Origin of the sequence: Bradyrhizobium sp. WBOS08, from assembly GCF_024585125.1 — a bacterium.
Taxonomy (GTDB): domain Bacteria; phylum Pseudomonadota; class Alphaproteobacteria; order Rhizobiales; family Xanthobacteraceae; genus Bradyrhizobium; species Bradyrhizobium japonicum_B.
The window spans coordinates 4,679,956-4,704,092 of sequence record NZ_CP028988.1 but is presented as its reverse complement, the minus strand read 5'-3'; the positions used below and the strand labels follow the sequence as shown (position 1 = coordinate 4,704,092).

The following is a 24,137-nucleotide window of genomic DNA, read 5'->3' as shown; positions in this document are numbered from 1 at the left end:
CCGGACGCTGCGCAGCGCGGTAGCGGTGCGCTGCAGATCCGGGGCCCACGTGTTAGGTAAGCAGCTGGGTCCCGGCTCTGCGAAGCAGCGCTACGCGCTGCATCGCGTTCGGGACACGAGAGATCAGGCCTTGCCCCCCGCATCCTTGCGGGTCGCGTTGACCTGCATCTTGGCGTAGGTCGTCATCAGACCGACCTCGTTCGAGAGCGTCACCAGCTTGAAGCCCATGTTGATGGCGCGCGCTGCGCCTTCGGCGCCGCTGCAATGGATGCCGGGATTGAGGCCGCGCTTGCCGCATTCCTTGATGATCTTGTCGTAGATCGCGAGGATCTCGGGCTCGCTGCGGTCGAGCTTGGGCTCGAGGCCGTAGGAGAAGCCGAGATCGGACGGGCCGATATAGACGCCGTCGATGCCCTCGACATCGAGGATCGCTTCCATGTTCTCGACCGCGGTCCGCGTCTCCATCATCGGCAGCAGCACGATCTCGTCGTTGGCCGTCTTCTGGTAGGAGCCGGCGGTGCCGTACATGCCGGCGCGGATCGGACCGTTGGAGCGCACGCCCTTCGGCGGATATTTGGCATAGGAAACGAGGTTTCTGGCTTCCTGCGGCGTGTTGACCATCGGGCAGATCACGCCATAGGCGCCGCCGTCGAGCACCTTGCCGATGATGCCGGGCTCGTTCCAGGGCACGCGGACCATCGGCGTGATCGGATGCTTGTCCATCGCCTGGAAGCACTGCACCATGGACAGATAATCCTGCACGCCATGCTGCATGTCGACGGTGACGCTGTCGAAGCCGCATTGCGCGATCATCTCGGCCGAGAAGCCGGAGGGAATTGCAAGCCATGCGTTGACCACGGCCTTGCCCGACTTCCAGATCTCTTTGACTTTGTTCGCCACGTTGCCTTTCCTTCCCTGTTGCGCCCGATCGGGTTGGGCCGCACTTTGAGCGAAAAAAAGCGTGAATGTCCATGGCTCTCGCCGCGCACGCACGCATATCTGGGGTCATTCCTCCGCGAGGGTATCGTCCGCGCTTCCGAGCCCGGCAAGACTATGTTCGAGCTCGCCCAGCATGTCCTGCAATTCGGCGAGCTTGTGCGCGCCAAAGCGTCGCGTGATCTCGGCGTAGATCGCCTCCGAATTCGGCGCCACCGCGGCCATCAGCTTCACCCCCTCTTTCGAGATCGAGACCATGCTGCGGCGCTGGTCCGCTTTCGCCGTCTTGCGCTCGATCAGATGACGCGCTTCGAGATCGCGCAGGATGCGCGACAGGCTCGGTCCGAGCAGGAACGCCGTTCGCGCGAGTTCCGTGACCTCCACCGCTTCGATCGCCGCCAGCGCGCGCAGGATACGCCATTGCTGCTCGGTCAAGCCGTGCTGGCGCAGCGAGGGGCGAAACTGGCGCATCACCGCCTCGCGGGCTCGCAGCAGCGACATCGGCAGCGAGCGCGAGAAATCGCGCATCGGCACCTGTCGTGCGGCGGGCGCGCTTCCGCTCGCTGGATCAACCGGCTTTTTCACCATGGTGCCCTTTCAAACCGCGCAAGTTTGCGGTGCAGCAAACCGGAACGGGGTTTGACGCATTCATTTAACATGTTAAGCATCTCCCCGCACCTCAATTCGTAAGATGGCAAATGGCGCTTTCCCACGACGATATCCAAGCTTGCGCGAGGCGTCTGCATCAGGCGGAGCGCACCCGCACGCAGATCCGGCAGCTCTCACAGGATTTCCCTGATATCACCATCGCCGACGCCTACGCGATTCAGAAGGCCTGGGTCGACGTCAAGATCGCGGAGGGACGGATCGTCAGGGGCCACAAGATCGGCCTGACCTCGAAGGCAATGCAGAGCGCGCTCAACATCGACGAACCGGATTCCGGCGTGCTGCTCGACGACATGTTCTTTGCCGACGGCGGGATCGTCCCGACCGGGCGTTTCATCGCGACGCGGGTCGAAGCAGAGCTCGCCTTCGTCATGAGCAAGCGCCTTTCAGGCCCGGACTGCACATTGTTCGACGTGCTCAACGCCACCGACTTCGTCGTGCCGGCACTGGAAATCCTGGACACGCGGATCGAGCGCGTCGATCCCACGACGAAAGCAACGCGGAAGATTTTCGACACCATCGCCGACAACGCGGCGAATGCCGGCATCGTGCTCGGGGGCCGACCGATCCGCCCGCTCGAGGCAGACCTGCGCTGGATCGGCGCGCTGTGTTTCAAGAACGGTCAGCTCGAGGAAACCGGCCTCGCCGCCGGCGTGCTCAATCATCCCGCGACCGCGGTCGCCTGGCTCGCCAACAAGATCGCGCCGCTCGGGCTGGCGCTAGAACCGGGTCAGGTCGTGCTTGCGGGCTCCTTCATCCGTCCGATCGAGACCCGCAAGGGCGACACAATTCAGGCCGACTATGGCGCCTACGGCTCGGTCAGCTGCTACTTCGCTTAAGAGGCATAACGAGGAAACCGCGATGCCGCATTTCACGATCGAATATTCGGCCAATCTCGACGGCCGTCTCGACATGAAGCTGGTGTGTGAGGTGGTGCGCAAGGCAGCCAGCGAGACCGGCATCTTCCCGCTCGGCGGCATCCGCGTGCGCGCGATCCGCTGCGAGCATTATGCGGTCGCCGACGGCAGGCAGGACTACGCCTTTCTCGACATGGTGCTGCGCATCGGCGAGGGCCGCGACCTCAAGACGCGGCAACAGGCCGGCGAGCACGTTTTCCAGGCGCTCTCGCGCCATCTCGATCCGGTCTTTGCCGCCGGCAAGTTCGCGCTGTCGTTCGACATGCAGATCAACGACAAGGATACCAGCTGGAAGCGGAACAACATCCACGACGCCCTGAAGGCGGAAGCCCAGGCGGGCTGATGTTGCTCGAAGCCGCTGGCGGGTTCTGCCAAGATGGCGGCGGCGGGGATTCCTGAACCTCAATTGAAGTGGATGAGCGCAATGACCACCCTCACCGGCGGCGAAGCAATCGTAAGCGGCCTGGTCGCACATGGCGTCGATACCGTGTTCGGCCTGCCCGGCGCGCAGGTCTACGGCCTGTTCGACGCCTTCCACCAGGCCCAGCTCAAGGTGATCGGTGCACGGCACGAGCAGGCCTGCGGCTACATGGCGTTCGGCTATGCGCGCTCCAGCGGCAGGCCCGCCGTGTTCAGCGTGGTGCCCGGCCCCGGCGTGCTCAACGCCAGCGCGGCGCTGCTGACCGCGTTCGGCTGCAACGAGCCGGTGCTGTGCGTCACCGGCCAGGTGCCGACGCAGTTTCTGGGCAAGGGCCGCGGCCATCTGCACGAGATGCCGGATCAGCTCGCGACCTTGCGCACCTATGTGAAATGGGCCGACCGGATCGAATATCCCGGCAACGCGCCGACGATCGTGGCGCGCGCGTTCCAGGAGATGATGTCGGGTCGGCGCGGCCCGGCCTCGGTCGAGATGCCCTGGGACGTCTTCACCCAGCGCGCCGACACCGGCGCTGCGCAGGTGTTCGAGCCGCTGCCCGCCCCGCAGCCCGATCCCGATCTGGTGAAGCAGGCGGCCGCGCTGATCAAGGCCAGCAAGGCGCCGATGATCTTCGTGGGCAGCGGCGCGATCGACGCCGGCGAGGAGATCCTCGAGCTCGCCGAGATGATCGATGCGCCCGTCGTCGCCTTCCGCAGCGGGCGGGGCATCGTCTCCAACGCGCACGAGCTCGGCCTGACCATGGCCGCGGCCTACAAGCTCTGGCCGGCAACCGACTTGATGATCGCAATCGGCACCCGCGCCGAGCTGCCGGCATCGGGCTTCCGCTGGCCCTATCAACCGAGTGGGCTGAAATCCATTCGAATCGATATCGACCCGGTTGAGATGCGCCGGGTCGTCGTCGATGCCGCCATCGTCGCTGATGCCAAGGCCGGAACGGCCGATCTCGTCGCGGCCGTGAAGAAGGCCGGCTATGCCCGCACCCGCGGCCGGCGGGAGGCGATCCGCGAGGCCACCGCGGCCGCGCAAGCGGAGATCCAGCGCATCCAGCCGCAAATGGCGTATCTCGACATCCTGCGCGAGGTGCTGCCGGCGAATGCGATCGTGACCGACGAACTGTCGCAGGTTGGTTTCGCTTCCTGGTACGGGTTTCCGGTCTACCAGCCGCGGACCTTCATCACCTCGGGCTACCAGGGCACGCTCGGCTCGGGCTTTCCGACCGCGCTCGGTGCCAAGGTCGCCAATCCCGACAAGCCGGTGGTCGCCATCACGGGCGACGGCGGCTTCATGTTCGGGGTGCAGGAGCTTTCAACCGCCGTGCAGTTCAACATCGGCGTGGTGACGCTGGTGTTCAACAACAACGCCTATGGCAACGTCCGCCGCGACCAGCGTGAACGCTTCGACGGCCGCGTGGTGGCGTCCGACCTCGTCAATCCGGATTTCGTCAAGCTCGCGGAATCGTTCGGCGTTGCGGCTGCGCGCGTCACCGCGCCGGATCAGTTCAAGGCCGTGCTGGAGAAAGCACTCAGCCACAGCGGTCCATATCTGATCTCGGTGGAAGTGCCGCGGGATTCGGAAGTCAGTCCCTGGGCGTTCATCCACCCGCCGAAGCCTTGAGACCGGACCGGCCCTGTAGTCGCGCCGCTGCGATCACCAGGAGGCCGGCGCCCGCGACCGACCAGCAGGCCACCGGCGTCCAGTGCAGCAGCGGGGCATATTCCGGCATCTTCTGCAAACCGCCGGCGACGGCCGCCATGCGCGCAAACGTGCCGAGCGCGAGCGCGGAGAACACCAGCCCCGTGACCTTTCCCTCCGCGCCGGTCGAGCCGATCGCGAGCGCCGCCGAGACCGCGCTCATGAGCATGCAACCCCAGGCGGCACCGGCGAGAAACTGCGCCGCGATCAGCGTGTTGAGACTGCCGGCAAGCTCCGCCGCCGCGACCGCGACCGCGCCGAGCAATCCGGCGGCGCCCATCACGATCAGGCCGCCGCGATGCCTGACGACGAGGCTCGCCGGAAACATCGCAATATTGAAGCCGATCCAGAACACCGGCATCAGCCATTGCAATTCACCGGGGGCGGCGAACCGCAAGTAGGACGGCGCGCTGTTCACGGCGAAGTGCAGCTGGTAGCCGAGGGCAAGCGCGACCATCGCGACGATGAAGGCGACCGGGACGAGGCCGAGCGGCTTTGCCGCCTCGTCCGGCTTCGGCGGCGCGGTATCGACCGCCACATCATGCTCGATCCGGGACAGGCCGAGCGCCGTCAACAGCAGCACTACGCTCGAGATCACGAACGGCAGCCGCGCGTCGTGCTCGCGCAGCACGACGCCGAGATAGGGCGAGACTGCGCCGGCGACGCCGTAGCCGAGCATTGCCAGCGCCGCGAGGAACGGCACCTGCGGCTTGGCGCGGTATTTGCCGAGCAAGGTCAGCGGCGGCGCGCGCAGCGCGGACGAGGCGATCGACCAGACCACGATCAGCACGATGAACCAGACCTGTGCGCCGGCACCGATGCCGGCGACGAAGGGCAGCGCGACGAAGGCGGCACAAGAGATCGCCGCTAGCACACCGACGAACAGGCCGAGCCTGCCGACGACGGGTGCGAGCCTGTCGGCTGCGATCCCCATCGCGGTATCGGCGATGGTGAAGATCGCCTGGTCCAGCATCAGAATGAGGATCACGGCTGATGGCGCGATGCCGACCTCGGCGGCGAGCTTCGGCAGATAGACGACATAGGTGGTCCAGCCCAGCGTGAACACGAGTTGCAGCACGGCCAGATAGACCCCGGTGCGCGATGCGCTCGTGCTCGCCCCGCTCGAGACCTGTGCAGTCGTCATGTCGCCGCCCCCCTCGCGGAAGCTTAGACGACAGCGATGCCTCTTGGGAATGGCTCAGAGCACTTTGCGGAAGGTCAGATTGATCCGCCGCCGCCCGAGCAGCGCGTGCTCGCCATCGGCTAGCGGCGCCACGCCGTGATAGGCGAGCCTGCTCGGCCCGCCCCAGACCACGACGTCGCCGTGGACAAGCCGGAAACGCCGCGGCTTGTCGCTGCGCGCCATGCCGCCGAACAGGAAAGTCGCAGGCAGGCCGAGCGAGACCGAGACGATCGGCGCCGAATAGTCCAGCTCGTCCTTGTCCTGATGCAGCGATAATCGGGTGCCGGGCTCATAGCGGTTGACGAGACAGGCGTCGGGCGCAAAGTCTTGAAAGCCGCCCTGCTCCGCCGCGCGGCGGGCGAGATCGCGCAGCACCGGCGGCATCGCCGGCCATGGCGCGCCGGTACGCGGATCGACGGGATCATAGCGGTAGCCGGTGTGATCGGTGATCCAGCCGCGCTCGCCGCAATTGGTCATCGCCACCAACATCAGGTGTCCGCCGGGCGTGGTCATGCGCCGAAACGGAGATTGCGCCACGATGGCGCGAACCGCCTCGATCAGCTCGCTCTCGATCGGTTTGACGAAGCCGCGCAGCAGCACGGCGCCGTCGGCGATCTCCTCGCGCGACGGCTGCGCCTCGGCGGCGCTGTCGAACAAATCAGACGTCAATTCTCGCGCTCATTTCGCATCATGAAAGATCACACCCAGCGTGTGGCGTTGGCCGGACCTGATCCGGCTGACACCATGGCGGAGATTGACACGATAGATGCCGCGCGTCCCCTGCACCGGGCGATGGTGCACGGCGAAGGCGACGGCATCGCCCTGCGCCAGCGGCACGACCTCGGCGCGGGACTGCATGCGCGGGCGCTGCTCGGTCAGCACGAACTCGCCGCCGGTGAAATCGCGGCCCGGCTCGGACAAGAGGATCGCGACCTGGATGGGAAACACGTGCTCGCCGTAGAGATCCTGGTGCAGGCAATTGTAGTCGCCGTTCCCGTATTGCAGCAGCAACGGCGTCGGCCGCGCCTGCCCCGCCTCGTGGCAGCGCTTCAGGAACGCCGCATGGCTGTCGGGATAGCGGATGTCGATCCCCATCGCCTCGTTCCAGCGATTGGCGACGGGCTGAAGATGTGCGTACAGCGCCGGCCGCAATTGCGCGATCAGATCGGGCAGCGGATAGGAGAAATATTTGTACTCACCGCGGCCGAAGCCGTGACGGCCCATGACGATGCGGCTGCGGAACTGCGCGTCATCGGGATAGAGCGCGGCGATGCCGCGGCATTGCTCGGGCGTGAGCAGGCCCTTCAGGACGGCGCAGCCCTGGGCGTCGAGCTCGGCGGTGATCCGGGGCCAATCGAGGGTGTCGACATGGGCGGCGATGTCGACCGCGTCATAGACGGGAGCACGTTTCGCGATTGCCATGGCGATATCCTATCCATCCGTCATTCCGGGGCGCGCCTCTTGGCGCGAGCCCGGAATCCATACTCCCGATCGTGGTTATCGATTCCGGGCTCGCGACTTCGTCGCGCCCCGGAATGACGGGAGTGGGTATGGCAGATCGCACTCGCGACAACCACCCGATTTCCGGGCGCGACCTAGCCCCTCACCGGCAACGTCACCACCTCATAGCCGTGCCTGATCGTGCGCTTCAGCACGGGATCTTCAAGCTCGAAGTCGAACCGCTCCGCCGGGCGGATGCCGCCCTTGGCGGCAAAGGTGCCGCCGAACATGGCGCAGCCGTCGGGGAACTTGCCGCCATCAAAGCCGCGCGCGATGAGGTCCTTGACCGGCAGCATCGCGTCCAGCGTTCCCTCCTGGTAGAGCACGCGCTCGCCCTTGATGGTGGCGTAGGAGCGCAGGATCATCTTGTCCCAGTGCCCGATCACGTCCTCCAGCTCCCACAGCGTCGAGGCGATCGGCTTGTCGCACATCTGCTTGGACACCGTGACGCTATAGGCCTCGACCTTTCGGTCGGTGTGGTCGGAACCGCAACCGACGAAGAAGCGGCCCTGCCAGCCGATCAGCACGAACTCGACCTCGCCGCTGGAGTCGCCGCCGGTGCATTCGATGCTGTCGTCCTGGGTCAGCCGCCGCGCCGAGGCGCGGTAGTAGATCGGGGTCGAAGCCGGCGGAGCGATGCCCATCTCCTGCAGCTCTTTGATGTGCTTGTCGCGCGCGACGGGATCGCGGCCGGTCCAGCCGGCAATGACCATCTGGTCGATCGGCAGCGTCAACGGTGTGGTGGTGCCCCGGGCGTCGACGGTGAAAGTGAGGTCAAACACGAATGACGGCCTCCATGCCGGCGGCAAGTTCGAAGATTCGGCGGTCCGACCCGCCCGCGCCCGCCAGCATCAGGCCGACCGGAACGTCGCCCTGGCGATGCGCAGGGATCGAGATGGCGCAGCCGTCGATGATGTTGATCAGGGTGCAGTTGCGCAGCGCGCGCAGGTTCTGCGTGGTGAACGCCTTGTCGTCGGCGAGATCGGCGATCTTCGGCGGCGTGTTCGCGGTGGTCGGCAGCACCAGCGCGTCATAGGGCGCGATGCGGGCATTGACGCGGGCGATCAGCGAGCGACGCTCGTTGAGGAGATCGATGTAGTCGGCCGCGCTCTGGGCCTCGCCGCGCATGATGCGGACGGAGACACGGGGGTCGTAGACGTCGCCCTTGGCGGTGATGAGATAGCGATGCCAGGCGTAGCTCTCGGACGCGGCAAAGCCGCCCTTGGCGTTCATCGGGCCGATCTCGTGGAATTCGGCCATCTCGATGCGCTCGATGATGGCACCGTGATCGGCCAGCGACTTCAGCGCGCGCTCGAAGGTTTCAGTGACCGCTGCGTCGAGGTCGTCGAGCGCGATCGTGGTCGGCACCGCCAGCCGCATGCCCTTCACGGGACGCGGCTTCAGCGCGGCGATTGGCTCGTTCGCGAGCACGGCATCGAGAATGGCACAGCAGCTGACCGATCGCGCCAGCGGTCCGATGCTGTCGAGCGAGAACGACAGCGGCACCGAGCCGTCGAGCGGCACGCGGCGCTGCGTCGGCTTGTAGCCGACGATGCCGTTATAGGCCGCCGGAATCCGGCAGGAGCCGCCGGTGTCGGTGCCGAGCGCGCCATGCGCCATGCCGTCGAGCACGGACACCGCCGCGCCCGAGGAGGAGCCGCCGGGCACGTGCCCGTCGGCCCGGTTCCAGGCCCCCTTCGGCGTGCCGTAGTGTGGATTGATGCCGATGCCGGAATAGGCGAACTCGGTCATGTTGGTGCGGCCGATCACGACGAAACCGGCCCTGCGCAGCCGCGCCACAGTCGCCGCGTCCTGCTCGGCCGGCGGGGAATCGTCGAGGGCGCGGGAGCCGGCGCGCGTCACCTGGCCCTTGATGTCGAAGAGATCCTTGATCGAGACCGGGATGCCGGCATAGCGCGACGGCGCGGCCTTCACCTTGCGCAGGCCGTCCATCGCGTCCGCGGCCGCGAGCGCGGCGTCCTTGTCGACATGGAGGAAGGTGCGCTGGCCTTCGCCTGCGGGATCGGCGATCCTGGCGATACACGCCTCGACCAGCTTGCGGGCGGTGGTGCGGCCGCTTTCGAGGTCCTCGGCGAGCTTCGCCAGTGTCGGAAAATCGGGCATGTCTGTCTCACGGAATATTGGCGCGCGCAATCTATAGCGCTGGCTCAGTTCGACACAAGCATTGTGCGCATGATGGCATGCATGCGTATTGCTGGACCGTTGACGCACCATGGTCGATTGTCGCATCAAGATCGAAACAGGCGGGCGCCAAGCCCGTCTTGGAGGAGCCGCCAAATGGCCGAACCGCAGCGCGCGCGACCGAAACCGACGCCGGAGACCCAGCATTTCTGGGACGGCACCAAAGCCGGCGAATTACGCCTGCAGCGCTGCGACGCCTGCGCGCATGTGTACTTCCCGCCGCGCCCGTTCTGCCCGTCCTGCGCCTCGCGCAAGGTGTCGATCTTCAAGGCGAGCGGCAAGGGCTTCCTCTACAGCTACGTGATCAACCACCGTCCCGCTGCGCCCGGCTTCACGCCGCCTTACGCGATCGCCGTGGTCGAGCTCGACGAGGGCCCGCGGATGATGAGCAACATCATCGACTGCCCGCAGACCCCCGAAGCGCTCGAGCTCGACATGAAGCTCGAGGTCGCCTTCCAAGCGCTCGACGACAAGATCACCCTTCCCGTCTTCCGTCCGGCGAAGGGGTAGGCCATGCGCAGGAACCAGGTTGCCGTCGTCGGCGCGGCCGAGACCACCGAGCTCGGGGTAATCCCGAACGCCTCGCAGCTGCAGCTGCATGCGGATGCCGCGCTCAACGCCATCGCGGATGCCGGGCTGAAGCTCTCCGACATCGACGGCTTCGCCACCGCGGTCGAGACGCCGCAGCAGGTCTGCCACTATCTCGGCATCAAGCCGACCTGGGTCGACGGCACCTCGGTCGGCGGCTGCTCCTTCATGCTGCACGTCCGCCATGCCGCCGCGGCAATCGAGGCCGGGCTGTGCAAGACAGTACTGATCACTCATGCCGAGAGCGGCAAGTCGATGATCGGCAAATTGCCGCGCTCGACGCCGGCCGACAGCCTCAACGGCCAGTTCGAGGCGCCCTACGGCGTCTATGGCCCGCCCAGCATGTTCCCGATTCCCGTGCTGCGCTTCATGAAGACCTATGGCATCACGCACGAGCAGCTTGCCTCGGTGGCGGTGGTGCAGCGGGAATGGGCGGCGAAGAATCCGCGCGCGATGATGAAGGACCCGATCACGGTGGCCGACGTGCTCAACTCGCGCATGATCGCCTATCCGTTCCGTCTGCTGCAATGCTGCCTCGTCACCGACGGCGGCGGCGCGCTGATCCTGACTTCGGCCGACCGCGCCAGGGATTTTCCGCGGAAACCGGTCTACATCATGGGCACCGGCGAGAGCGTGGAGACGCCGATGGTCAGCCAGATGGAAACCTTCAACTCCTCGCGCGCGTTCAAGACCGCGGGGCCGCTGGCCTTCAAGGAGGCCGGGATCGCGCATGAGGACGTTGACCATCTCATGATCTATGATGCGTTCGCGCACCTGCCGCTGTTCGGCCTCGGCGACCTCGGCTTCATGCCCTATGAGGAGACCGGAAAGTTCATCGCGGACGGCAATACTCGGCCTGGCGGCAAGCTGCCGCTCAACACCAATGGCGGCGGATTGAGCTACATGCATTCGGGCATGTACGGCATGTACGCGCTGCAGGAGAGCGTGCGGCAGATGCGCGGGATTGCGCCGGCGCAGGTAGCCAATGCGAAGATATCGGTGTGCCACGGCGTCGGCGGCATGTTCGCGGCAAGTGGCACGATCGTGTTTACGAACGAGAAGTAACTGGCTGTCATTCCGGGGCGTCGCAAAGCGACGAGCCCGGAATCCATACTCCCGATCGTGGTTATGGATTCCGGGCCTGCGCCTTCGGCGCGTCCCGGAATCACGGCGGAATTTGGAACGCATAGCGGAGAGCCCACATGAGCAAATCACTGCAGGACAAGGTCATCATCGTTACCGGCGCAGGCCGCGGCATCGGGCGCGAGATCGCGCTGCTGTGCGCTGGCGAAGGCGCCAAGGTCGTGGTCAACGATCCCGGCGGAGCGTCCGACGGCGCCGGCTCGAACGCAGCGCCCGCCGAGGAGGTGGTCGAGGAGATCAAGAAGCGCGGCGGCACGGCCGTTGCGAACTTCGAGAGCGTCGCGGAAGCGATTCCGGCGAGCAAGATCGTGAAGACCGCGACCGATCATTTCGGCCGGCTTGACGGCGTCGTCAACAATGCCGGCATCCTGCGCGACATGATCTTCCACAAGATGAGCGTGGAGGCGTTCGAGGCCGTCATCAAGGTGCATCTGATGGGCTCGTTCTATGTCAGCCACGCCGCGGCGCGGATCTTCCGCGAGCAGGAGAGCGGCTCCTTCGTGCACTTCACCTCGACCTCGGGCCTGATCGGCAACTTTGGACAAGCCAACTACGCGGCCGCCAAGCTCGGCATCGTCGGTCTTTCGAAGTCGATCGCACTCGACATGGGACGCTTCAACGTCCGCTCCAACTGCGTCTCGCCGTTCGCCTGGACCCGCATGATCGGCACCATCCCGACCGAGACCGAGGCCGAGAAGGCGCGAGTCGAGAAGATCAAGCAGATGGGCCCGGAGAAAATCGCCCCGCTCTGCGGCTATCTGCTCGGCGATTCCGCCAAGGACGTCACCGGGCAGATCTTCGGCGTGCGCATGAACGAGATCTTCCTGTTCAGCCAGAACCGTCCGATCCGCTCGGTGCAGCGGAGCGAAGGCTGGACGCCGCAATCGATCGCCGAACACGGCATGCCGGCGCTGAAGGGCTCGTTCTACAAGCTCGACCGCTCCGCCGACATCTTCACCTGGGATCCGGTGTAAGGTTGCGCGAATGGTGAGTGGCGAATGGCGAATAGGGTTTCTATTTGCTACTCGCCATTCGCTTCTCAACCCGTATTCCGCAACCCCGCCGAGATACCGTTGATTGTCAGCTGAATCCCGCGCAGCACCTGCTCGTCCGGGTTCTGCGCGCGGTGCTCCTTCAAGAGCTCGACCTGCACGTGGTTGAGCGGGTCGAGATAAGGGAAGCGGTGGCGCACGGAGCGCTCCAAGAGCGGATTGCCCTGCAGCAGCCGGTCCTGGCCCATGATGTCGAGCAGGCTCTCGATCGAGGCGTGCCATTCGCGGCGGATGCGGCCGAAGATCTTCTCCCGCAGCGCTTCGTCGGGCACGAGCTCGGCATAGCGCGAGGCGATCGCGATCGAGCTCTTCGCCAGCACCATGTCCATGTTCGACAGCAGCATGCGAAAGAACGGCCATTCCCGGTAGAGCTCTTTCAGGAACGGCATGCCCTTGTCGGGGTGCGCGGCGATCCACTGCTCGACCGCACTGCCAAATCCGTACCAGCCCGGCAGCATCAGCCGGCACTGCGCCCAGGAGAACACCCAGGGAATCGCGCGCAGATCCTCGATCGCGCGGGTCTTCTTGCGCGAAGCGGGACGGCTGCCGATGTTCAGCGTCGCGATCTCGTTGATGACGGTCGATGACCAGAAATAATCGACGAAGCCCTCGGTCTCGTAGACGAGGCCGCGATATGCCTTGAAGGCGAGGTTCGACAATTCATCCATCGCGGTCAGGTATTCGCGGCGCGGCGCGCTCCGGCGCGGATGCAGCAGGCTCGCTTCCAGCGTCGCCGCGGCGAGGATCTCCAGGTTGTTGCGGCCTACTTCCGCGTTGGAATATTTCGACGAGATGATCTCGCCCTGCTCGGTGATGCGGATCTGGCCGTTCACCGCGCCGCCGGGCTGCGCGATGATGGCATCGTAGCTCGGCCCGCCGCCGCGCCCCACCGAGCCGCCGCGGCCGTGAAACAGGCGCAAGCGCACGTGATGGCGCTCGAACACTTCGACGAGGTTGATCTCGGCCTTGTACAGCTCCCAGCCCGAGGTGACGAAGCCGCCGTCCTTGTTCGAGTCCGAATAGCCGAGCATGACCTCCTGTACGCTGCCGCGGCTGTCGACGAGACGCCGGTAATCGTGCAGCGACAGCATGCGGTCCATGATGCCGGACGAGGCCTGCAGGTCCTCGATGGTCTCGAACAGCGGAACGATGTTGATGGCGCTGCGGCCGGAGGGATGGACGAGGCCGACCTCCTTCAAGAGCACCGCCACCTCCAGCATGTCCGACATGCCCTTGCACATCGAGATGATGCATTGGGGAATGGCGTCCGAGCCGAACTTCGCATGTGCCTCCGCTGCGGCATGGAACACGTTAAGTTCGCCCATGGTCTCGTCGCTGTACTTGACGAACGGCGAGACCAGCGCGCGCGTCGAGCGCAGCTCGTTGGTGAGCAGCGAGATGCGCGCCTCCTCGCCGAGCGCAAGATAGGACATGCCGGGATTGGCGGCGTCCATCAGCTCGGCGATGGTGCGCTCGTGCACCGCCGAGTTCTGGCGAATGTCGAGCCGGGCGAGGTGGAACCCAAAGCAGTCCACCGCGCGGCGGAGCAGCCGCAGCCGGCCGCGGGCGATGACACGGGCGTTGTTGGAGATCAGCGAGCGGTGCAGCACGTCGAGATCGGCCTGCAGCTCCTTGACGCTGGCGTAAGGCGCACCCTTGCCGACGGGCCGGCGGGTGATCTCGACCTCGAGCTTTTCGGCCGTCGCGGTCAGGCGCGCATAGATGCCGGAGACCGCGAGACGATAAGGCTCGCCGCTCCGGTGCGGCGAGGTGTCCGGCGAGCGCTCCGCCAGGTTGCGCAGCTCCTCCGAGACGTCGGCGAGATGCGCCGCGATCGACAATTCCGAGCCGAGCACGTGCAGCTCTTCCAGGTAGAACTGCATCACCCGGCTCGACTGCAGCCGCAGCGTGCCGCGCATCACGTCGGCGGTGACGAAGGGATTGCCGTCGCGGTCGCCGCCGATCCAGCTGCCCATGCGCAGGAACGAGGCGAGCTCGCCGGCGGCCTGCTCGCCGCCCTGCTCCAGCCGGTCTTCCAGCGCGTTGATGAGCCGCGGCACCTCGCGCAAAAAGGTGTAGTCGTAGAAGGACAGGCCGTTGGCGACCTCGTCGAGCACCGTGAGCTTGGTGCGGCGAAGCAGGTTGGTCTGCCACAGCGTCAGCACCTCGCGGCGGAGCTGCTCGTCGCTGGCTTCCGCCTCCTCCGCGGTCAGCGCCACGCGCTCGCGGCGGTCGAGCAGGTGCGCGACCTCCATCTCGCGGTCCATGGTGCTCTTGCGGCGCACCTCGGTCGGATGCGCGGTCAACACCGGGCTGACCAGGGCGGTCTTGAAAAAGTCGCGCAAGCCGTCGGCGCTGATGCCCGCCGCCTTGGCGTGGGCGAGCGTTTCCGCCAGCACGCCAGAGCCGCCTCCATTGGCGCTGCGGGCACGCATCTGGCGGATGTTATTCTGGTCCTCGGCGATATTGGCGAGGTGGGAGAAATAGCTGAAGGCGCGGACGATGCGCACCGTCTCGGAGGTCGACATGCTGTCGAGGATCTGCTCCAGCTCGCGGCGGGCGAGCCGGTCCTCGTCGCGGTGAAAGCGGATCGAGGTCTGGCGGATGCGCTCGACCAGGTCGAACAAATCGGCGCCCTCCTGGTCGCGCACGGTGTCGCCGAGGATGCGCCCGAGCAGGCGGATGTCGTCCCGCAGCCGCGCCTCGGCCTCCGTGACCTGGACGTCCTCAGGCCGGTTGGCGCGATCGGTGCCGTCGGATGATGCGGTCTGGAGGGACATGGCTCGCTCCTTGGTTCGAGCTCGCGTGGGTGCCCGGCACAGCCGAGTGTGCGATATTTTTCTACCGCAGCGCAAGATGAAGTTGGTGGCGGTGCACACTGCCCGCGGGTGCGTGTCCCGGACAAGCAGCAACCCTGCTGAGCGTTGCTGCGCAGAGCCGGGATCCAGAAGCTGCAGGTGCACGCCGAAATATGGGCCCCGGCTCAGCAGCGCACCACGCCGAACCGGACGATGCTTCGCATCGCCGGGGGCGCGCTGCGTCCGGGGCACGAGACAGTCAAGTCTGTCACGGCCACCTCAATATCGTCATTGCGGGCGCAGCAAAGCAATCCACACTGTTCTCGCGCAAGCAGCAGCAGCGGTCCACCGCTGAAATCCGCGCCATCAGTCCTCATCCCGAGAGCCCACAAATCACTGGCGTCTCGAAGCATGGCCACAGGCGAGATCGCTCTGGTTCCAGCATCGACCGCATGTCGAAAAAGCGCTTGTTTCGTCCGGCGTGCTCCCGATAGTGGAAGCAACGGGCCAAGGAGTGCCCGCGAGGAAGATAATAAAGTGAGCAAATCGCCGTTCCGGCGGATAATCGACGCACCGGACTTCTGGCGATTGTGGTGGGTCGGGCTGATCATCGCCACTGTCCGCTGGGTGGAAACCGTCGCGGTGGGGATTGTCGTCTACCAGCGCACCGAATCGGCGTTTCTCGTCGCCATGATGACCATGCTTCGTGTGCTTCCGATGGGGCTGTTCGGTGTGTTCCTCGGCGCGCTCGCGGAGCGCGTGGACCGCCGCCGGATGCTGTTCGTGGTCGTGCTGCTGATGGCCGGCACCTCCGCCATCCTCGCAATGCTGAACGCGGCCGGATGGCTCGAGATCTGGCACCTCGCGCTCGCCAGCTTCATCAACGGCTGCGGCTGGTGTACGGACAACCCGGTGCGACGCGTGATGATCGGGGACGCCGTCGGCCGCGAGAAGATGAGCCTCGCCATGTCACTCGACGTCGGCGCCAACAATGCCAGCCGCATGATCGGCCCGGTGATCGGCGGAATCCTGCTCGCCGGCGCGGGGCTCCAGGGCGTCCTGTTTCTGAGCACGTTGCTGTACTGTGCGGCGCTGGCGACAGTCCTGACGATCCACGCACGGACCGCTCACGCGACGGACGCGGGGCCGGTGCTGGCGCGTATCGCGGAAGGTCTCGCTTGGGCGCGCAGCGACAAGCGAATCCGCGGCGTGCTGATCGTGACGGTGATCTACAACGTCTTTGCCTGGCCATTCACCAGCATGATCCCGGTGATCGGGCGCGATCGGCTGCAATTGGGCCCGGAGGGCGTCGGCCTGATGGCGACCATGGACGGGATCGGCGCTTTCGCAGGCGCTCTCATGCTGGCGCTGTGGTTGACCCCGAAATGGTACGGCCGGGCCTTCGTCGGCGGCGTGCTCTGCTACATGCTAACGGTCGTGACCTTCGCGCTGTCACAGAGCCCGGTGCTGGCCGGCGCCGCTTTGATCCTGACCGGATTCGGCGGCGCCGGCTTTGGCACGATGCAGGCCACGCTGGTCTATCTGGCTTCGCCGCCGGAGATGCGCTCGCGCATCCTCGGCGTCCTCACCGTCTGCATCGGCATCGGTCCGGTCGGCTTCTTCTGGCTAGGGTGGCTTGCCGACCGCATCGGCTCACACAACGCCACCGCGCTCACCGGCGCCCTTGGGCTGCTGGCCATGGCGACAACGTGGCGTTGGTGGAAGGAGATTTGAGCCGCCGAGTGCCCTCAGGCCGGCACGATCACCTTGCCAATCGGCCACAGCGCGATGCCCGCGAGCTTGAGGTGAGCCCAGGCGAAGGGAATGCCGATGATGGTGACGGCGAGCACCAAGGCCGTCAGGACGTGGCCGAGCGCCAGCCACCAGCCAGCAAGCACGAACCAGATGATGTTGCCGATCACCCCGAGGGGGCCGGTGCCGATATCCTCGATGCCGGTGACGTCGTAGCGGTTAACGGCCTTTGAACCGAACGGCAGCAGCGTGTAGACGGCGATGTTGAACGCCGCCCGCGCCCAGGGCAGCCCGATGATGGTGATGGCCATGATGACCGCGGCGATCACCCAGCCGAACGCCATCCAGGCGCCGCCGATGAGGATCCAGAGGATGTTGAGGAGCATGGATACGGGGGTCATTGGATGATCCGCAGGTGGATGACCCGGTCTATATAGGCACGAAATCTGTCTGTGCTAAGACGGTGTAGCCGGATTGAGCGCATATCGCATTTTCCGCGAGCGGAGCGCGCGCCTCGTCCTTCGAGACGACCGCTTCGCGGTCTCCTCAGGATGAGGCTAAGCAGCATTGACGCAAGTCGAAACTGGTGCCGCACACCGGGTCCTCATCCTGAGGGCCCGCCGACGGCGGGCGTCTCGAAGGATGGCCGCAGGCGAAATCGCTACCACATGCGATTGCTCTGGGCTACGGGCAACCCGCTACCGTCCTTCGAATTTCGGCGCGCGCTTCTCCATGAACGCCTTCATGCCTTCGGCCATGTCCTGCGTTTTGAACAGCGGCAGGAGCTGGAGATAGACGTGGTGGACGTGGTCGGAGAAGTTCTCGTTCAGGCCCATCCGCATCATGCGCTTCGAGGCTTGCACCGCGAGCGGCGCGTTGGCGGCGATCTCGCGCGCGACGGCCATGGCGCGATTCATCAGCTCGGCATCCGGCACGACCTCGTTGGTGAGGCCCCATTCCAGGCACTCGCGGGCGCTTAGCGTGCGGCCGGTGAAGATCAGCTCGGCCGCCTTGGCCCAGCCGAGCATGCGTGGCAGCAGCCAGGTGCCGCCGGATTCCGGCACCACGCCGCGCTTGACGAAGGCGGCGGCGAGCTTCGACGATTCCGCCATGATGCGGATATCGCAGCCGAGCGCGGTGTCCATGCCGTAGCCGGCCGCGCCGCCGTTGACGGCGCAGATGGTCGGCTTGTCCATCGCTTGTAACACTGTCGGCGGTGTGTTGCGGAGGTTGATCGTGGTTGGCGACGACGCGGCGCTGAGACCGTTGCCGTCGCGCTCTTTGCGGAGGTCAAGCCCGGCGCAGAACGCCCTACCCTTGCCGGTGAGGATCACGACCCGGACGTTCTTGTCCTCATTGGCTTCAATAAGGAGCCGCGCCAGATCGTTGAGCATCGGGCCGGAGATCGTGTTCATGCGCTCCGGCGCGTTGAGCGTGATGGTCGCGATGTGGTCGGCGACGGTGTAGAGGACTTCGTTGGCGGTATCGGTCATTTCTTTCCCCATCGCTTGTCTCGTAGATTCCATGGGCGGTGAGCGTGGCCTTTCCGGTAGGTTTGGGTTTCCACACTCGAACCCACGGAGAGTCAGATGCAAGCATCGACAGCCACGCTCACCACCGACCATAATGGCACAATTTTCAGGTGATGCAGTGAGCTGCATAAATCTTCGGAAGCCAATCCTCGCCCGGATCACGGTCGTCGCGCTGCGCTACGCATGGCTCCGCGCGCCGCCCTCGCACCGTGCCAAACTCACTCAAGCCAATCGACAGGCCTTGACTCACAAACCCCCATATGAGGGTGGGCAAAGGCGCTCTTGCGCCGTGCCCACGATCTGTCTCCATAAGCAAGAATTCGTGGGCACGCCTTGCTTTGCCCACTCTACGGCACCGCCTTAAATTTTCCGGCCTGCCTGCTCCCAATAGGGATCGCGCAGGCGGCGCTTGAAGATTTTTCCCGAGTCCTCGCGCGGCAGGCCGCTACGGATCTCGATGTGTTTTGGCACCTTGTAGTCGGCCAGATGCGTCTTCAGCGCGGCGCGGACATCGGAGGCAGCGAGCGTAATCCCGGGCTGCGGCTCCACCACCGCCATCAGCGCCTCGCCGAACTCGGCGTCGGGAATGCCGAACACCGCGCAATCGTGCACGCCTGATACGGCGTGCAGCACGGACTCGATCTCGGCCGGGTAGATGTTGACGCCGCCCGAGATCACCATGTCGCGCTTGCGGTCGCAGATGAAGACGTAGCCGTCTTCGTCGATGTAGCCGACATCGCCCGAGGTGATGAAGCCGTCGCGATCGATCTCGGCGCGCTTCTCCGGCTTGTTGTGGTAGGTGAAATCGGCCATTTCGGCCATGCGGGAGTAGATCTCGCCGATCTCGCCCACGCCAAGCACGCGTCCGTCATCGCCGATGAAGCGTAGCTCGGCGCCGGGCGAGACCTTGCCGACCGTGCCCGGCTTCATCAGCGCATCCTCCGACGTCGCGAAGGTGACGGCGCTGGATTCGGTCGAGCCGTAGAATTCGTAGATCACCGGCCCCCACCATTCGATCATGGCGCGCTTGACGTCGGCCGGACACGGCGCTGCGGCGTGGATGACGTGGCGCAGCGAGGAGACGTCGTATCTCCTGCGCACCGCCTCGGGCAGCTTCATCAGGCGGATGAACATGGTCGGCACCATGAAGATGGTGTCGATCCTGTACCGTTCGATCAGCTCCAGGAATTCTTCGGCTTCGAAGCGCGGCATCAGCACCAAGACGCCACCGAGCTTGCCGGCGCGGATGCCGAACGAATTCGGCGCGGAGTGGTAGAGCGGGCCCGGCAGGATCGCGCGGGCGCCGGGCTTGAGCCCGTAGATCATCGCGCGCATGCGCTCGCCGGCCGCCTGCTGCTCCGGCGTCGGCGCGTTGCGCCGCACGCCTTTGGGATGGCCTGTGGTGCCTGACGTGTAGATCATGTTCATCGGCTGCGGCACGATCGGGCCGTCATAGGGCGGGTGCTGCGCGAGCCAGGATTCGAAATCGATCGCGAAGTCCGGCGTCCTTAGATGATCGGGATCGATCTTGTAGCTGGACAGGATCTCCGGCGGGGTCGGCACGCTGAGCACGGTAACGCCCGCAGGAATGGCATCGCGCAGAGCATGCAGCATGTCGGCATGCCCGATCAGGACGGACGTGCCGGTGTCGTTCAGGATGTAGTTGATCTCCTCCGGCTTGAAGTGCCAGTTGATCGGCACGCCATAGGCACCGAGGCGCATCGCGGCGTAGGCGGCCTCCAAAAAGGCGATGTCGTTGCGCATCAGCATGCACACGCAATCGCCCGGGCGGACGCCGAGCTTGGCGAGGCCGGAGGCGATGCGGTCGGCGCGGTCGGCGACCTCCATGTGGGTGCGTCGGCGGTCGCCGGAGACGATGCCGAGGAAGTAAGACGTTTCGCTCATTGTTGTTTTTCCGATCTTTCGTCGGGTTGAATGTGGGATACCATTCAGGCCGTCATTCCGGGGCGATGCGAAGCATCGAACCCGGAATCCATTTTAAGGCAGAGCATGCGGCTCGATGGATTCCGGGCCTGCGCCTACGGCGCATCCCGGAATGACAGAAAGCTAATCCGCAAAGTTCGGCGCGCGCTTCTCGATGTTGGCGCGGACCGCTTCGGTCTGGTTCGGGCTGCCGATCAGCTTCTGCTGCTCGACGGACTCGGCGAGCAGCGCCGGGCCCGGATCGACCGAGAGATTGTTCAGCATCCGCTTGGCAGCGCGGATCGCGTCGGGGCTTTTTCCCGCGATCTCGCGCGCGGCCTCGAGCGCCGCCGCACGTGGATCCTCGCAGATGCGCGTGGCGAGGCCGTACGTCATCGCCTCCTGCGCGGAGAAGATGCGGCCGGTATAGGTGAGATCGCGCAGGATGTCGTCGCGCACGAGGCTCGCCAGGATCGGTGTGCCCGCCATGTCGGGCACGAGGCCCCATTTGATCTCCATGATCGACATCCGCGCATCCGCCGACAGAAAGCGGATGTCGGCGCCGAGCGAGAGCTGGAAGCCGCCGCCAAAGGCAACGCCGTGCACGGCCGCGATCACAGGCACGGGAAGCCGGCGCCAGCCCCACACCGCCTGTTGCGCAAAGTTCGCCTGGCCGTGCGTGCGCCTGGTGAGATCGCGATTTTCGCCACCCGGAATTCCGTTGCCGCCCTTCTCCTTCATGGCGGCAAAACGCCCCATGTCGAGCCCGGCGCAGAAGGCGCGGCCCTCGCCGGAGAGCACGACGGCGCGCAGGCCTTTCTCCTTCGAAAGCCGCTCGGTTGCGGCGACGAGCGCCTCGAACATGGCCTGATCCAGCGCGTTCATCTTGTCGGCGCGCACCAGGCGCACGTCGGCGACGCCTTCCGAGATCGAGATCGAGACGCGCTCTTCCATGGACGAATTCTCCCCTGTTCTTGACCGGTTGCCGCTTTACAGGACGCCGGCAGCCGGATTTAGTCAATCGACCAATTAACTGACAATCCCTACGGGGGAAACAGCCATGTTCAAGGAAAATCTTCTCGCCGGCCGGCGCATTCTCGTGACCGGCGGCGGCACCGGTCTCGGCAAGTCGATGGCGGCGCGCTTCCTCCAGCTCGGCGCCGAAGTGCACATCTGCGGCCGGCGCAAGATCGTGTGCGACGAGACCGCGACCGAGTTGATGGCCGAGTACGGCGGCCGCGTCACCAGCCACGGCGTCGATATCCGCAACGCGCCCGCGGTCGACGAGATGGTCGAGAACATCTTTCGCGACGGCGGTCTCACCGATCTCATCAACAACGCCGCCGGCAATTTCATCTCGCGCACCGAGGAGCTGTCGCCGCGCGGCTTCGACGCCGTCGCCAACATCGTCATGCACGGCACGTTCTACGTGACCCATGCGGTCGGCAAGCGCTGGATCGCGGACAAGCAGCCGGGCAACGTCGTCTCGATCACGGTGACCTGGGTGCGCAACGGCTCGCCTTACGTGGTACCGTCGGCGATGAGCAAATCGGCGATCCACGCCATGACCATGTCGCTCGCCACCGAATGGGGCCGCCATGGCATCCGCCTCAACACCATCGCGCCGGGTGAGATCCCGACCGAGGGCATGAGCAAGCGCATCAAGCCCGGCGACGAGGCCGGCGCGCGCACCAAGGCGTTGAACCCGATGGGCCGCGTCGGCACCATGGAGGAATTGCAGAACCTTGCCGTGTTCCTGATCTCCGGTGGCTGCGACTGGATCAACGGCGAGACCATCGCGATGGACGGCGCGCAGGCCCTCGCCATGGGCGGCAACTTCTATCAGCTCCGCGACTGGAGCGACGACGACTGGAAGACCGCGCGCGAGAGCATCATGGCGCAGAACGAGAAGGACCGCGCCAAGCGGGGATAGTCTCGTGCCCCGGACGCAGCGCAGCGCGTCGCGCTTGCGACGTGGTGCGCTGCTGAGCCGGGGCCCAGATTCTTGCACGTGGATAGAATGGGTCCCGGGCGCGCAGCAGCGCAAGCGCTGCAGCGCGCCCGGGACACGAACCCTCGATTGCCTAGCGTCTTGTCATCCCACGCGGATGACGCCACACTCCCCCGTATAAAAACAAGACGCCACGGGAGAAGCATGTCCACACAGAAACTGGCGAATCTCGCCGACATGGTGCGCGAGCGCGCCAGGAGCCGCGGCGATGCCGTCGCCTACGAGTTCGAAGGCCGCCTCACCAGCTTTGCCGAATTCGATATCGAGACCAACAAGGTCGCCAACGCGCTTCTTGCGATGGGCGTCGGACGCGGCAACCGCATCGCCTATCTCGGCAAGAACAGCGACTTCTATTTCAAGCTCTTGATGGGCGCGATGAAAGCTGGCGTCGTGATGGCGCCGGTGAACTGGCGGCTCGCCGGGCCCGAGGTCGCCTTCATCGTCGAAGATTGCAAGGCGCCGGTGCTGTTCGTGGGACCGGAGTTCATCACGCTCGTCCGCCAGATCAGGGACCAGATTCCCGGCGTGCGCACCATCGTCACCACCGAGGGCGGCGCGCCGGAATGGCAGGATTTTGCGGCCTGGCGTGATGCGCAGAGCGGCGAGGATCCGAAGGTTCCGATCGACAGCAAAGACATCGCGATCCAGCTCTACACGTCGGGCACGACAGGAAAGCCGAAGGGCGCGATGCTGAGCCACGCCAACTTCCTCAACCTGGTGCAATCCGGCAATGCCGAGGACAAGCCGGAGTGGAACCGGTGGTCGCACGATGACGTCTCGCTGGTGGCGATGCCGGTGTTCCACATCGGTGGCTCGGGCTGGGGCGTGATGGGCCTCTATCACGGTGCCCGCGGCGTGATCGCACGCGAGTTCGATCCGACCAAGGTGCTGGACTTCTTCGAGCACAGCGGCATCACGAAACTGTTCATGGTGCCGGCGGCGATGCAGTTCGTGGTGCGGCAGCCGCGCGCCAGGACGGTGGATTTCTCCAGGCTGAAATACATGCTGTACGGCGCCTCGCCGATCCCGGCGGCGCTGCTGAAGGAATGCATCGAGGTGTTCAAATGCGGCTTCGTGCAGCTGTACGGCATGACCGAAACCACGGGCACCATCGTCGCGCTGCCGCCGGAGGATCACGTCGAGGGGCTGGAGCGGATGCGCTCGGCCGGCAAGGCGCTGCCGGGCGTCGAGATCGCGATCCTGGACGTGAATGGCGAGCCGCTGCCGCCGCGCCAGGTCGGTGAGATCGCGACGCGCTCGGGCTCCAACATGGCCGGCTACTGGAACCTGCCTGAGGCCACCGCCGCGACGCTGCGCAGGGATGGCTGGCTGCGGACCGGCGATGCCGGCTACATGGACGAGGACGGCTACCTCTACATCCATGATCGCATCAAGGACATGATCATCTCCGGCGGCGAGAACATCTATCCCGCCGAGGTCGAGAGCGCGCTGTGCGATCATCCTGACGTCGCCGAGGCCGCCGTGATCGGCGTGCCCGACGACAAGTGGGGCGAGGCGGTGAAGGCGGTCGTGGTGATGAAGCCCGGCAAGCAAGCGACCGCCACCGACATCATCAACTTCACCCGGACCCGCATCGCCGGCTACAAGACTCCGAAGAGCGTCGAGTTCCTGCCGGCGCTGCCGCGCAATCCCTCAGGTAAGATTCTGCGGCGGCAATTGCGCGAGCCGTACTGGGCGGGGAAGGATCGGCGGGTGAATTGATCCGCGGTGCCGTAGGGTGGGCAAAGGCGCGTTTGCGCCGTGCCCACGATCTGTTTCCGTATCCAGGGGATCGTGGGCACG

General features: G+C 65.5%; 21 protein-coding genes. 9 read left to right on the top strand and 12 right to left on the bottom strand.

All coding sequences use genetic code 11. The features are described 5' to 3' along the window. Positions 1-123: 123 nt before the first annotated feature. Both DCM80_RS22100 and hpaR read right to left on the bottom strand, forming a co-directional pair. A complete protein-coding gene (locus tag DCM80_RS22100; RefSeq protein WP_257193679.1) occupies positions 124-900 on the bottom strand; it encodes an HpcH/HpaI aldolase/citrate lyase family protein in 777 nt (258 codons plus the stop codon). A 105-nt stretch (positions 901-1,005) separates the two neighbouring features. Beyond that, complete coding sequence (gene hpaR / locus DCM80_RS22095) at positions 1,006-1,524, bottom strand: homoprotocatechuate degradation operon regulator HpaR (RefSeq protein ID WP_257193677.1); 519 nt, start codon at positions 1,522-1,524, stop codon at positions 1,006-1,008. A 110-nt stretch (positions 1,525-1,634) separates the two neighbouring features. Between hpaR and hpaH the strand changes: the two genes are divergently transcribed. The 3 genes from hpaH to DCM80_RS22080 all read left to right on the top strand — a co-directional run bounded on the left by hpaH (position 1,635) and on the right by DCM80_RS22080 (position 4,572). After that, positions 1,635-2,441 (top strand): 2-oxo-hept-4-ene-1,7-dioate hydratase, encoded by an 807-nt coding sequence (gene hpaH, locus DCM80_RS22090; RefSeq protein WP_257193676.1) that lies wholly within the window; start codon positions 1,635-1,637, stop codon positions 2,439-2,441. A gap of 22 nt (positions 2,442-2,463) precedes the next feature. Continuing rightward, positions 2,464-2,862 (top strand): 5-carboxymethyl-2-hydroxymuconate Delta-isomerase, encoded by a 399-nt coding sequence (locus DCM80_RS22085; protein WP_257177431.1) that lies wholly within the window; start codon positions 2,464-2,466, stop codon positions 2,860-2,862. An 81-nt stretch (positions 2,863-2,943) separates the two neighbouring features. Further along, positions 2,944-4,572, top strand: a complete 1,629-nt coding sequence (locus DCM80_RS22080) for a thiamine pyrophosphate-dependent enzyme (protein WP_257193675.1) — start codon at positions 2,944-2,946, stop codon at positions 4,570-4,572. Here the strand turns inward: DCM80_RS22080 and DCM80_RS22075 are convergent. The 5 genes from DCM80_RS22075 to DCM80_RS22055 form a co-directional block, all read right to left on the bottom strand. After that, complete coding sequence (locus DCM80_RS22075) at positions 4,550-5,794, bottom strand: MFS transporter (RefSeq protein WP_257193674.1); 1,245 nt, start codon at positions 5,792-5,794, stop codon at positions 4,550-4,552. The two genes, DCM80_RS22080 and DCM80_RS22075, sit on opposite strands and share 23 nt — an antisense overlap. Before the next feature lie 54 nt (positions 5,795-5,848). Beyond that, complete coding sequence (gene alkB, locus DCM80_RS22070) at positions 5,849-6,502, bottom strand: DNA oxidative demethylase AlkB (protein ID WP_257193673.1); 654 nt, start codon at positions 6,500-6,502, stop codon at positions 5,849-5,851. Positions 6,503-6,511: 9 nt separating this feature from the next. Beyond that, positions 6,512-7,255 (bottom strand): 2OG-Fe(II) oxygenase, encoded by a 744-nt coding sequence (locus DCM80_RS22065; RefSeq protein ID WP_257193672.1) that lies wholly within the window; start codon positions 7,253-7,255, stop codon positions 6,512-6,514. A gap of 173 nt (positions 7,256-7,428) precedes the next feature. Beyond that, positions 7,429-8,115, bottom strand: a complete 687-nt coding sequence (locus tag DCM80_RS22060) for a DUF2848 domain-containing protein (RefSeq protein WP_257193671.1) — start codon at positions 8,113-8,115, stop codon at positions 7,429-7,431. Continuing rightward, positions 8,108-9,457, bottom strand: coding sequence for an amidase (locus tag DCM80_RS22055; RefSeq protein WP_257193670.1), 1,350 nt, complete (start codon positions 9,455-9,457; stop codon positions 8,108-8,110). The genes DCM80_RS22060 and DCM80_RS22055 overlap by 8 nt, the downstream gene beginning before the upstream one ends. Before the next feature lie 174 nt (positions 9,458-9,631). Here DCM80_RS22055 and DCM80_RS22050 point away from each other — a divergent pair, with 174 nt between their 5' ends. From DCM80_RS22050 to DCM80_RS22040, 3 genes are all read left to right on the top strand, one after another. Further along, positions 9,632-10,045, top strand: a complete 414-nt coding sequence (locus tag DCM80_RS22050; protein ID WP_100178942.1) for a Zn-ribbon domain-containing OB-fold protein — start codon at positions 9,632-9,634, stop codon at positions 10,043-10,045. A gap of 3 nt (positions 10,046-10,048) precedes the next feature. Beyond that, on the top strand, positions 10,049-11,188 hold the full coding sequence (locus tag DCM80_RS22045) for a thiolase (protein WP_257193669.1): 1,140 nt from the start codon (positions 10,049-10,051) through the stop codon (positions 11,186-11,188). A gap of 137 nt (positions 11,189-11,325) precedes the next feature. Next, positions 11,326-12,240, top strand: a complete 915-nt coding sequence (locus DCM80_RS22040; protein WP_194407049.1) for an SDR family NAD(P)-dependent oxidoreductase — start codon at positions 11,326-11,328, stop codon at positions 12,238-12,240. Between the two features lie 65 nt (positions 12,241-12,305). Here DCM80_RS22040 and ppc read toward each other — a convergent pair whose 3' ends face one another. Further along, positions 12,306-15,098 (bottom strand): phosphoenolpyruvate carboxylase, encoded by a 2,793-nt coding sequence (ppc, locus tag DCM80_RS22035; protein ID WP_257193667.1) that lies wholly within the window; start codon positions 15,096-15,098, stop codon positions 12,306-12,308. Between the two features lie 555 nt (positions 15,099-15,653). On the opposite strand from ppc, the gene DCM80_RS22030 reads away from it, so the two are divergent. After that, positions 15,654-16,850 carry an MFS transporter gene (locus DCM80_RS22030; RefSeq protein WP_257193666.1) on the top strand — a complete coding sequence of 399 codons (1,197 nt, stop codon included), beginning with the start codon at positions 15,654-15,656 and terminating at the stop codon, positions 16,848-16,850. Positions 16,851-16,864: 14 nt separating this feature from the next. Here the strand turns inward: DCM80_RS22030 and DCM80_RS22025 are convergent, their stop codons facing one another. From DCM80_RS22025 to DCM80_RS22010, 4 genes are all read right to left on the bottom strand, one after another. Continuing rightward, positions 16,865-17,269 carry a YccF domain-containing protein gene (locus tag DCM80_RS22025; RefSeq protein WP_257193665.1) on the bottom strand — a complete coding sequence of 135 codons (405 nt, stop codon included), beginning with the start codon at positions 17,267-17,269 and terminating at the stop codon, positions 16,865-16,867. Between the two features lie 297 nt (positions 17,270-17,566). After that, positions 17,567-18,361, bottom strand: a complete 795-nt coding sequence (locus DCM80_RS22020; RefSeq protein WP_257193663.1) for an enoyl-CoA hydratase/isomerase family protein — start codon at positions 18,359-18,361, stop codon at positions 17,567-17,569. Between the two features lie 399 nt (positions 18,362-18,760). Beyond that, positions 18,761-20,305: an acyl-CoA synthetase gene (locus DCM80_RS22015; RefSeq protein WP_257193662.1), complete on the bottom strand. Its 1,545-nt coding sequence runs from the start codon at positions 20,303-20,305 to the stop codon at positions 18,761-18,763. 162 nt (positions 20,306-20,467) lie between these two features. After that, positions 20,468-21,277 carry a crotonase/enoyl-CoA hydratase family protein gene (locus DCM80_RS22010; RefSeq protein WP_257193661.1) on the bottom strand — a complete coding sequence of 270 codons (810 nt, stop codon included), beginning with the start codon at positions 21,275-21,277 and terminating at the stop codon, positions 20,468-20,470. A 106-nt stretch (positions 21,278-21,383) separates the two neighbouring features. Here DCM80_RS22010 and DCM80_RS22005 point away from each other — a divergent pair, with 106 nt between their 5' ends. Together DCM80_RS22005 and DCM80_RS22000 are read left to right on the top strand one after the other, a co-directional pair. Continuing rightward, positions 21,384-22,256, top strand: coding sequence for an SDR family oxidoreductase (locus tag DCM80_RS22005; RefSeq protein ID WP_257193660.1), 873 nt, complete (start codon positions 21,384-21,386; stop codon positions 22,254-22,256). 222 nt (positions 22,257-22,478) lie between these two features. Then, on the top strand, positions 22,479-24,056 hold the full coding sequence (locus tag DCM80_RS22000; RefSeq protein ID WP_257193659.1) for a fatty acid--CoA ligase: 1,578 nt from the start codon (positions 22,479-22,481) through the stop codon (positions 24,054-24,056). The last annotated feature ends 81 nt before the right edge of the window (positions 24,057-24,137 follow it).

Bases quoted from the DNA above. Each gene is read 5' to 3' on its own strand.
- DCM80_RS22025 (WP_257193665.1), bottom strand. From the start codon at position 17,269: ATGACCCCCGTATCCATGCTCCTCAACATCCTCTGGATCCTCATCGGC.
- DCM80_RS22065 (WP_257193672.1), bottom strand. From the start codon at position 7,255: ATGGCAATCGCGAAACGTGCTCCCGTCTATGACGCGGTCGACATCGCC.
- DCM80_RS22080 (WP_257193675.1), top strand. From the start codon at position 2,944: ATGACCACCCTCACCGGCGGCGAAGCAATCGTAAGCGGCCTGGTCGCA.
- DCM80_RS22055 (WP_257193670.1), bottom strand. From the start codon at position 9,457: ATGCCCGATTTTCCGACACTGGCGAAGCTCGCCGAGGACCTCGAAAGC.
- DCM80_RS22015 (WP_257193662.1), bottom strand. From the start codon at position 20,305: ATGAGCGAAACGTCTTACTTCCTCGGCATCGTCTCCGGCGACCGCCGA.
- DCM80_RS22045 (WP_257193669.1), top strand. From the start codon at position 10,049: ATGCGCAGGAACCAGGTTGCCGTCGTCGGCGCGGCCGAGACCACCGAG.
- DCM80_RS22010 (WP_257193661.1), bottom strand. From the start codon at position 21,277: ATGGAAGAGCGCGTCTCGATCTCGATCTCGGAAGGCGTCGCCGACGTG.
- hpaH (WP_257193676.1), top strand. From the start codon at position 1,635: ATGGCGCTTTCCCACGACGATATCCAAGCTTGCGCGAGGCGTCTGCAT.
- DCM80_RS22075 (WP_257193674.1), bottom strand. From the start codon at position 5,794: ATGACGACTGCACAGGTCTCGAGCGGGGCGAGCACGAGCGCATCGCGC.
- DCM80_RS22050 (WP_100178942.1), top strand. From the start codon at position 9,632: ATGGCCGAACCGCAGCGCGCGCGACCGAAACCGACGCCGGAGACCCAG.
- DCM80_RS22020 (WP_257193663.1), bottom strand. From the start codon at position 18,361: ATGACCGATACCGCCAACGAAGTCCTCTACACCGTCGCCGACCACATC.
- DCM80_RS22005 (WP_257193660.1), top strand. From the start codon at position 21,384: ATGTTCAAGGAAAATCTTCTCGCCGGCCGGCGCATTCTCGTGACCGGC.
- DCM80_RS22000 (WP_257193659.1), top strand. From the start codon at position 22,479: ATGTCCACACAGAAACTGGCGAATCTCGCCGACATGGTGCGCGAGCGC.
- ppc (WP_257193667.1), bottom strand. From the start codon at position 15,098: ATGTCCCTCCAGACCGCATCATCCGACGGCACCGATCGCGCCAACCGG.
- DCM80_RS22085 (WP_257177431.1), top strand. From the start codon at position 2,464: ATGCCGCATTTCACGATCGAATATTCGGCCAATCTCGACGGCCGTCTC.
- DCM80_RS22040 (WP_194407049.1), top strand. From the start codon at position 11,326: ATGAGCAAATCACTGCAGGACAAGGTCATCATCGTTACCGGCGCAGGC.
- hpaR (WP_257193677.1), bottom strand. From the start codon at position 1,524: ATGGTGAAAAAGCCGGTTGATCCAGCGAGCGGAAGCGCGCCCGCCGCA.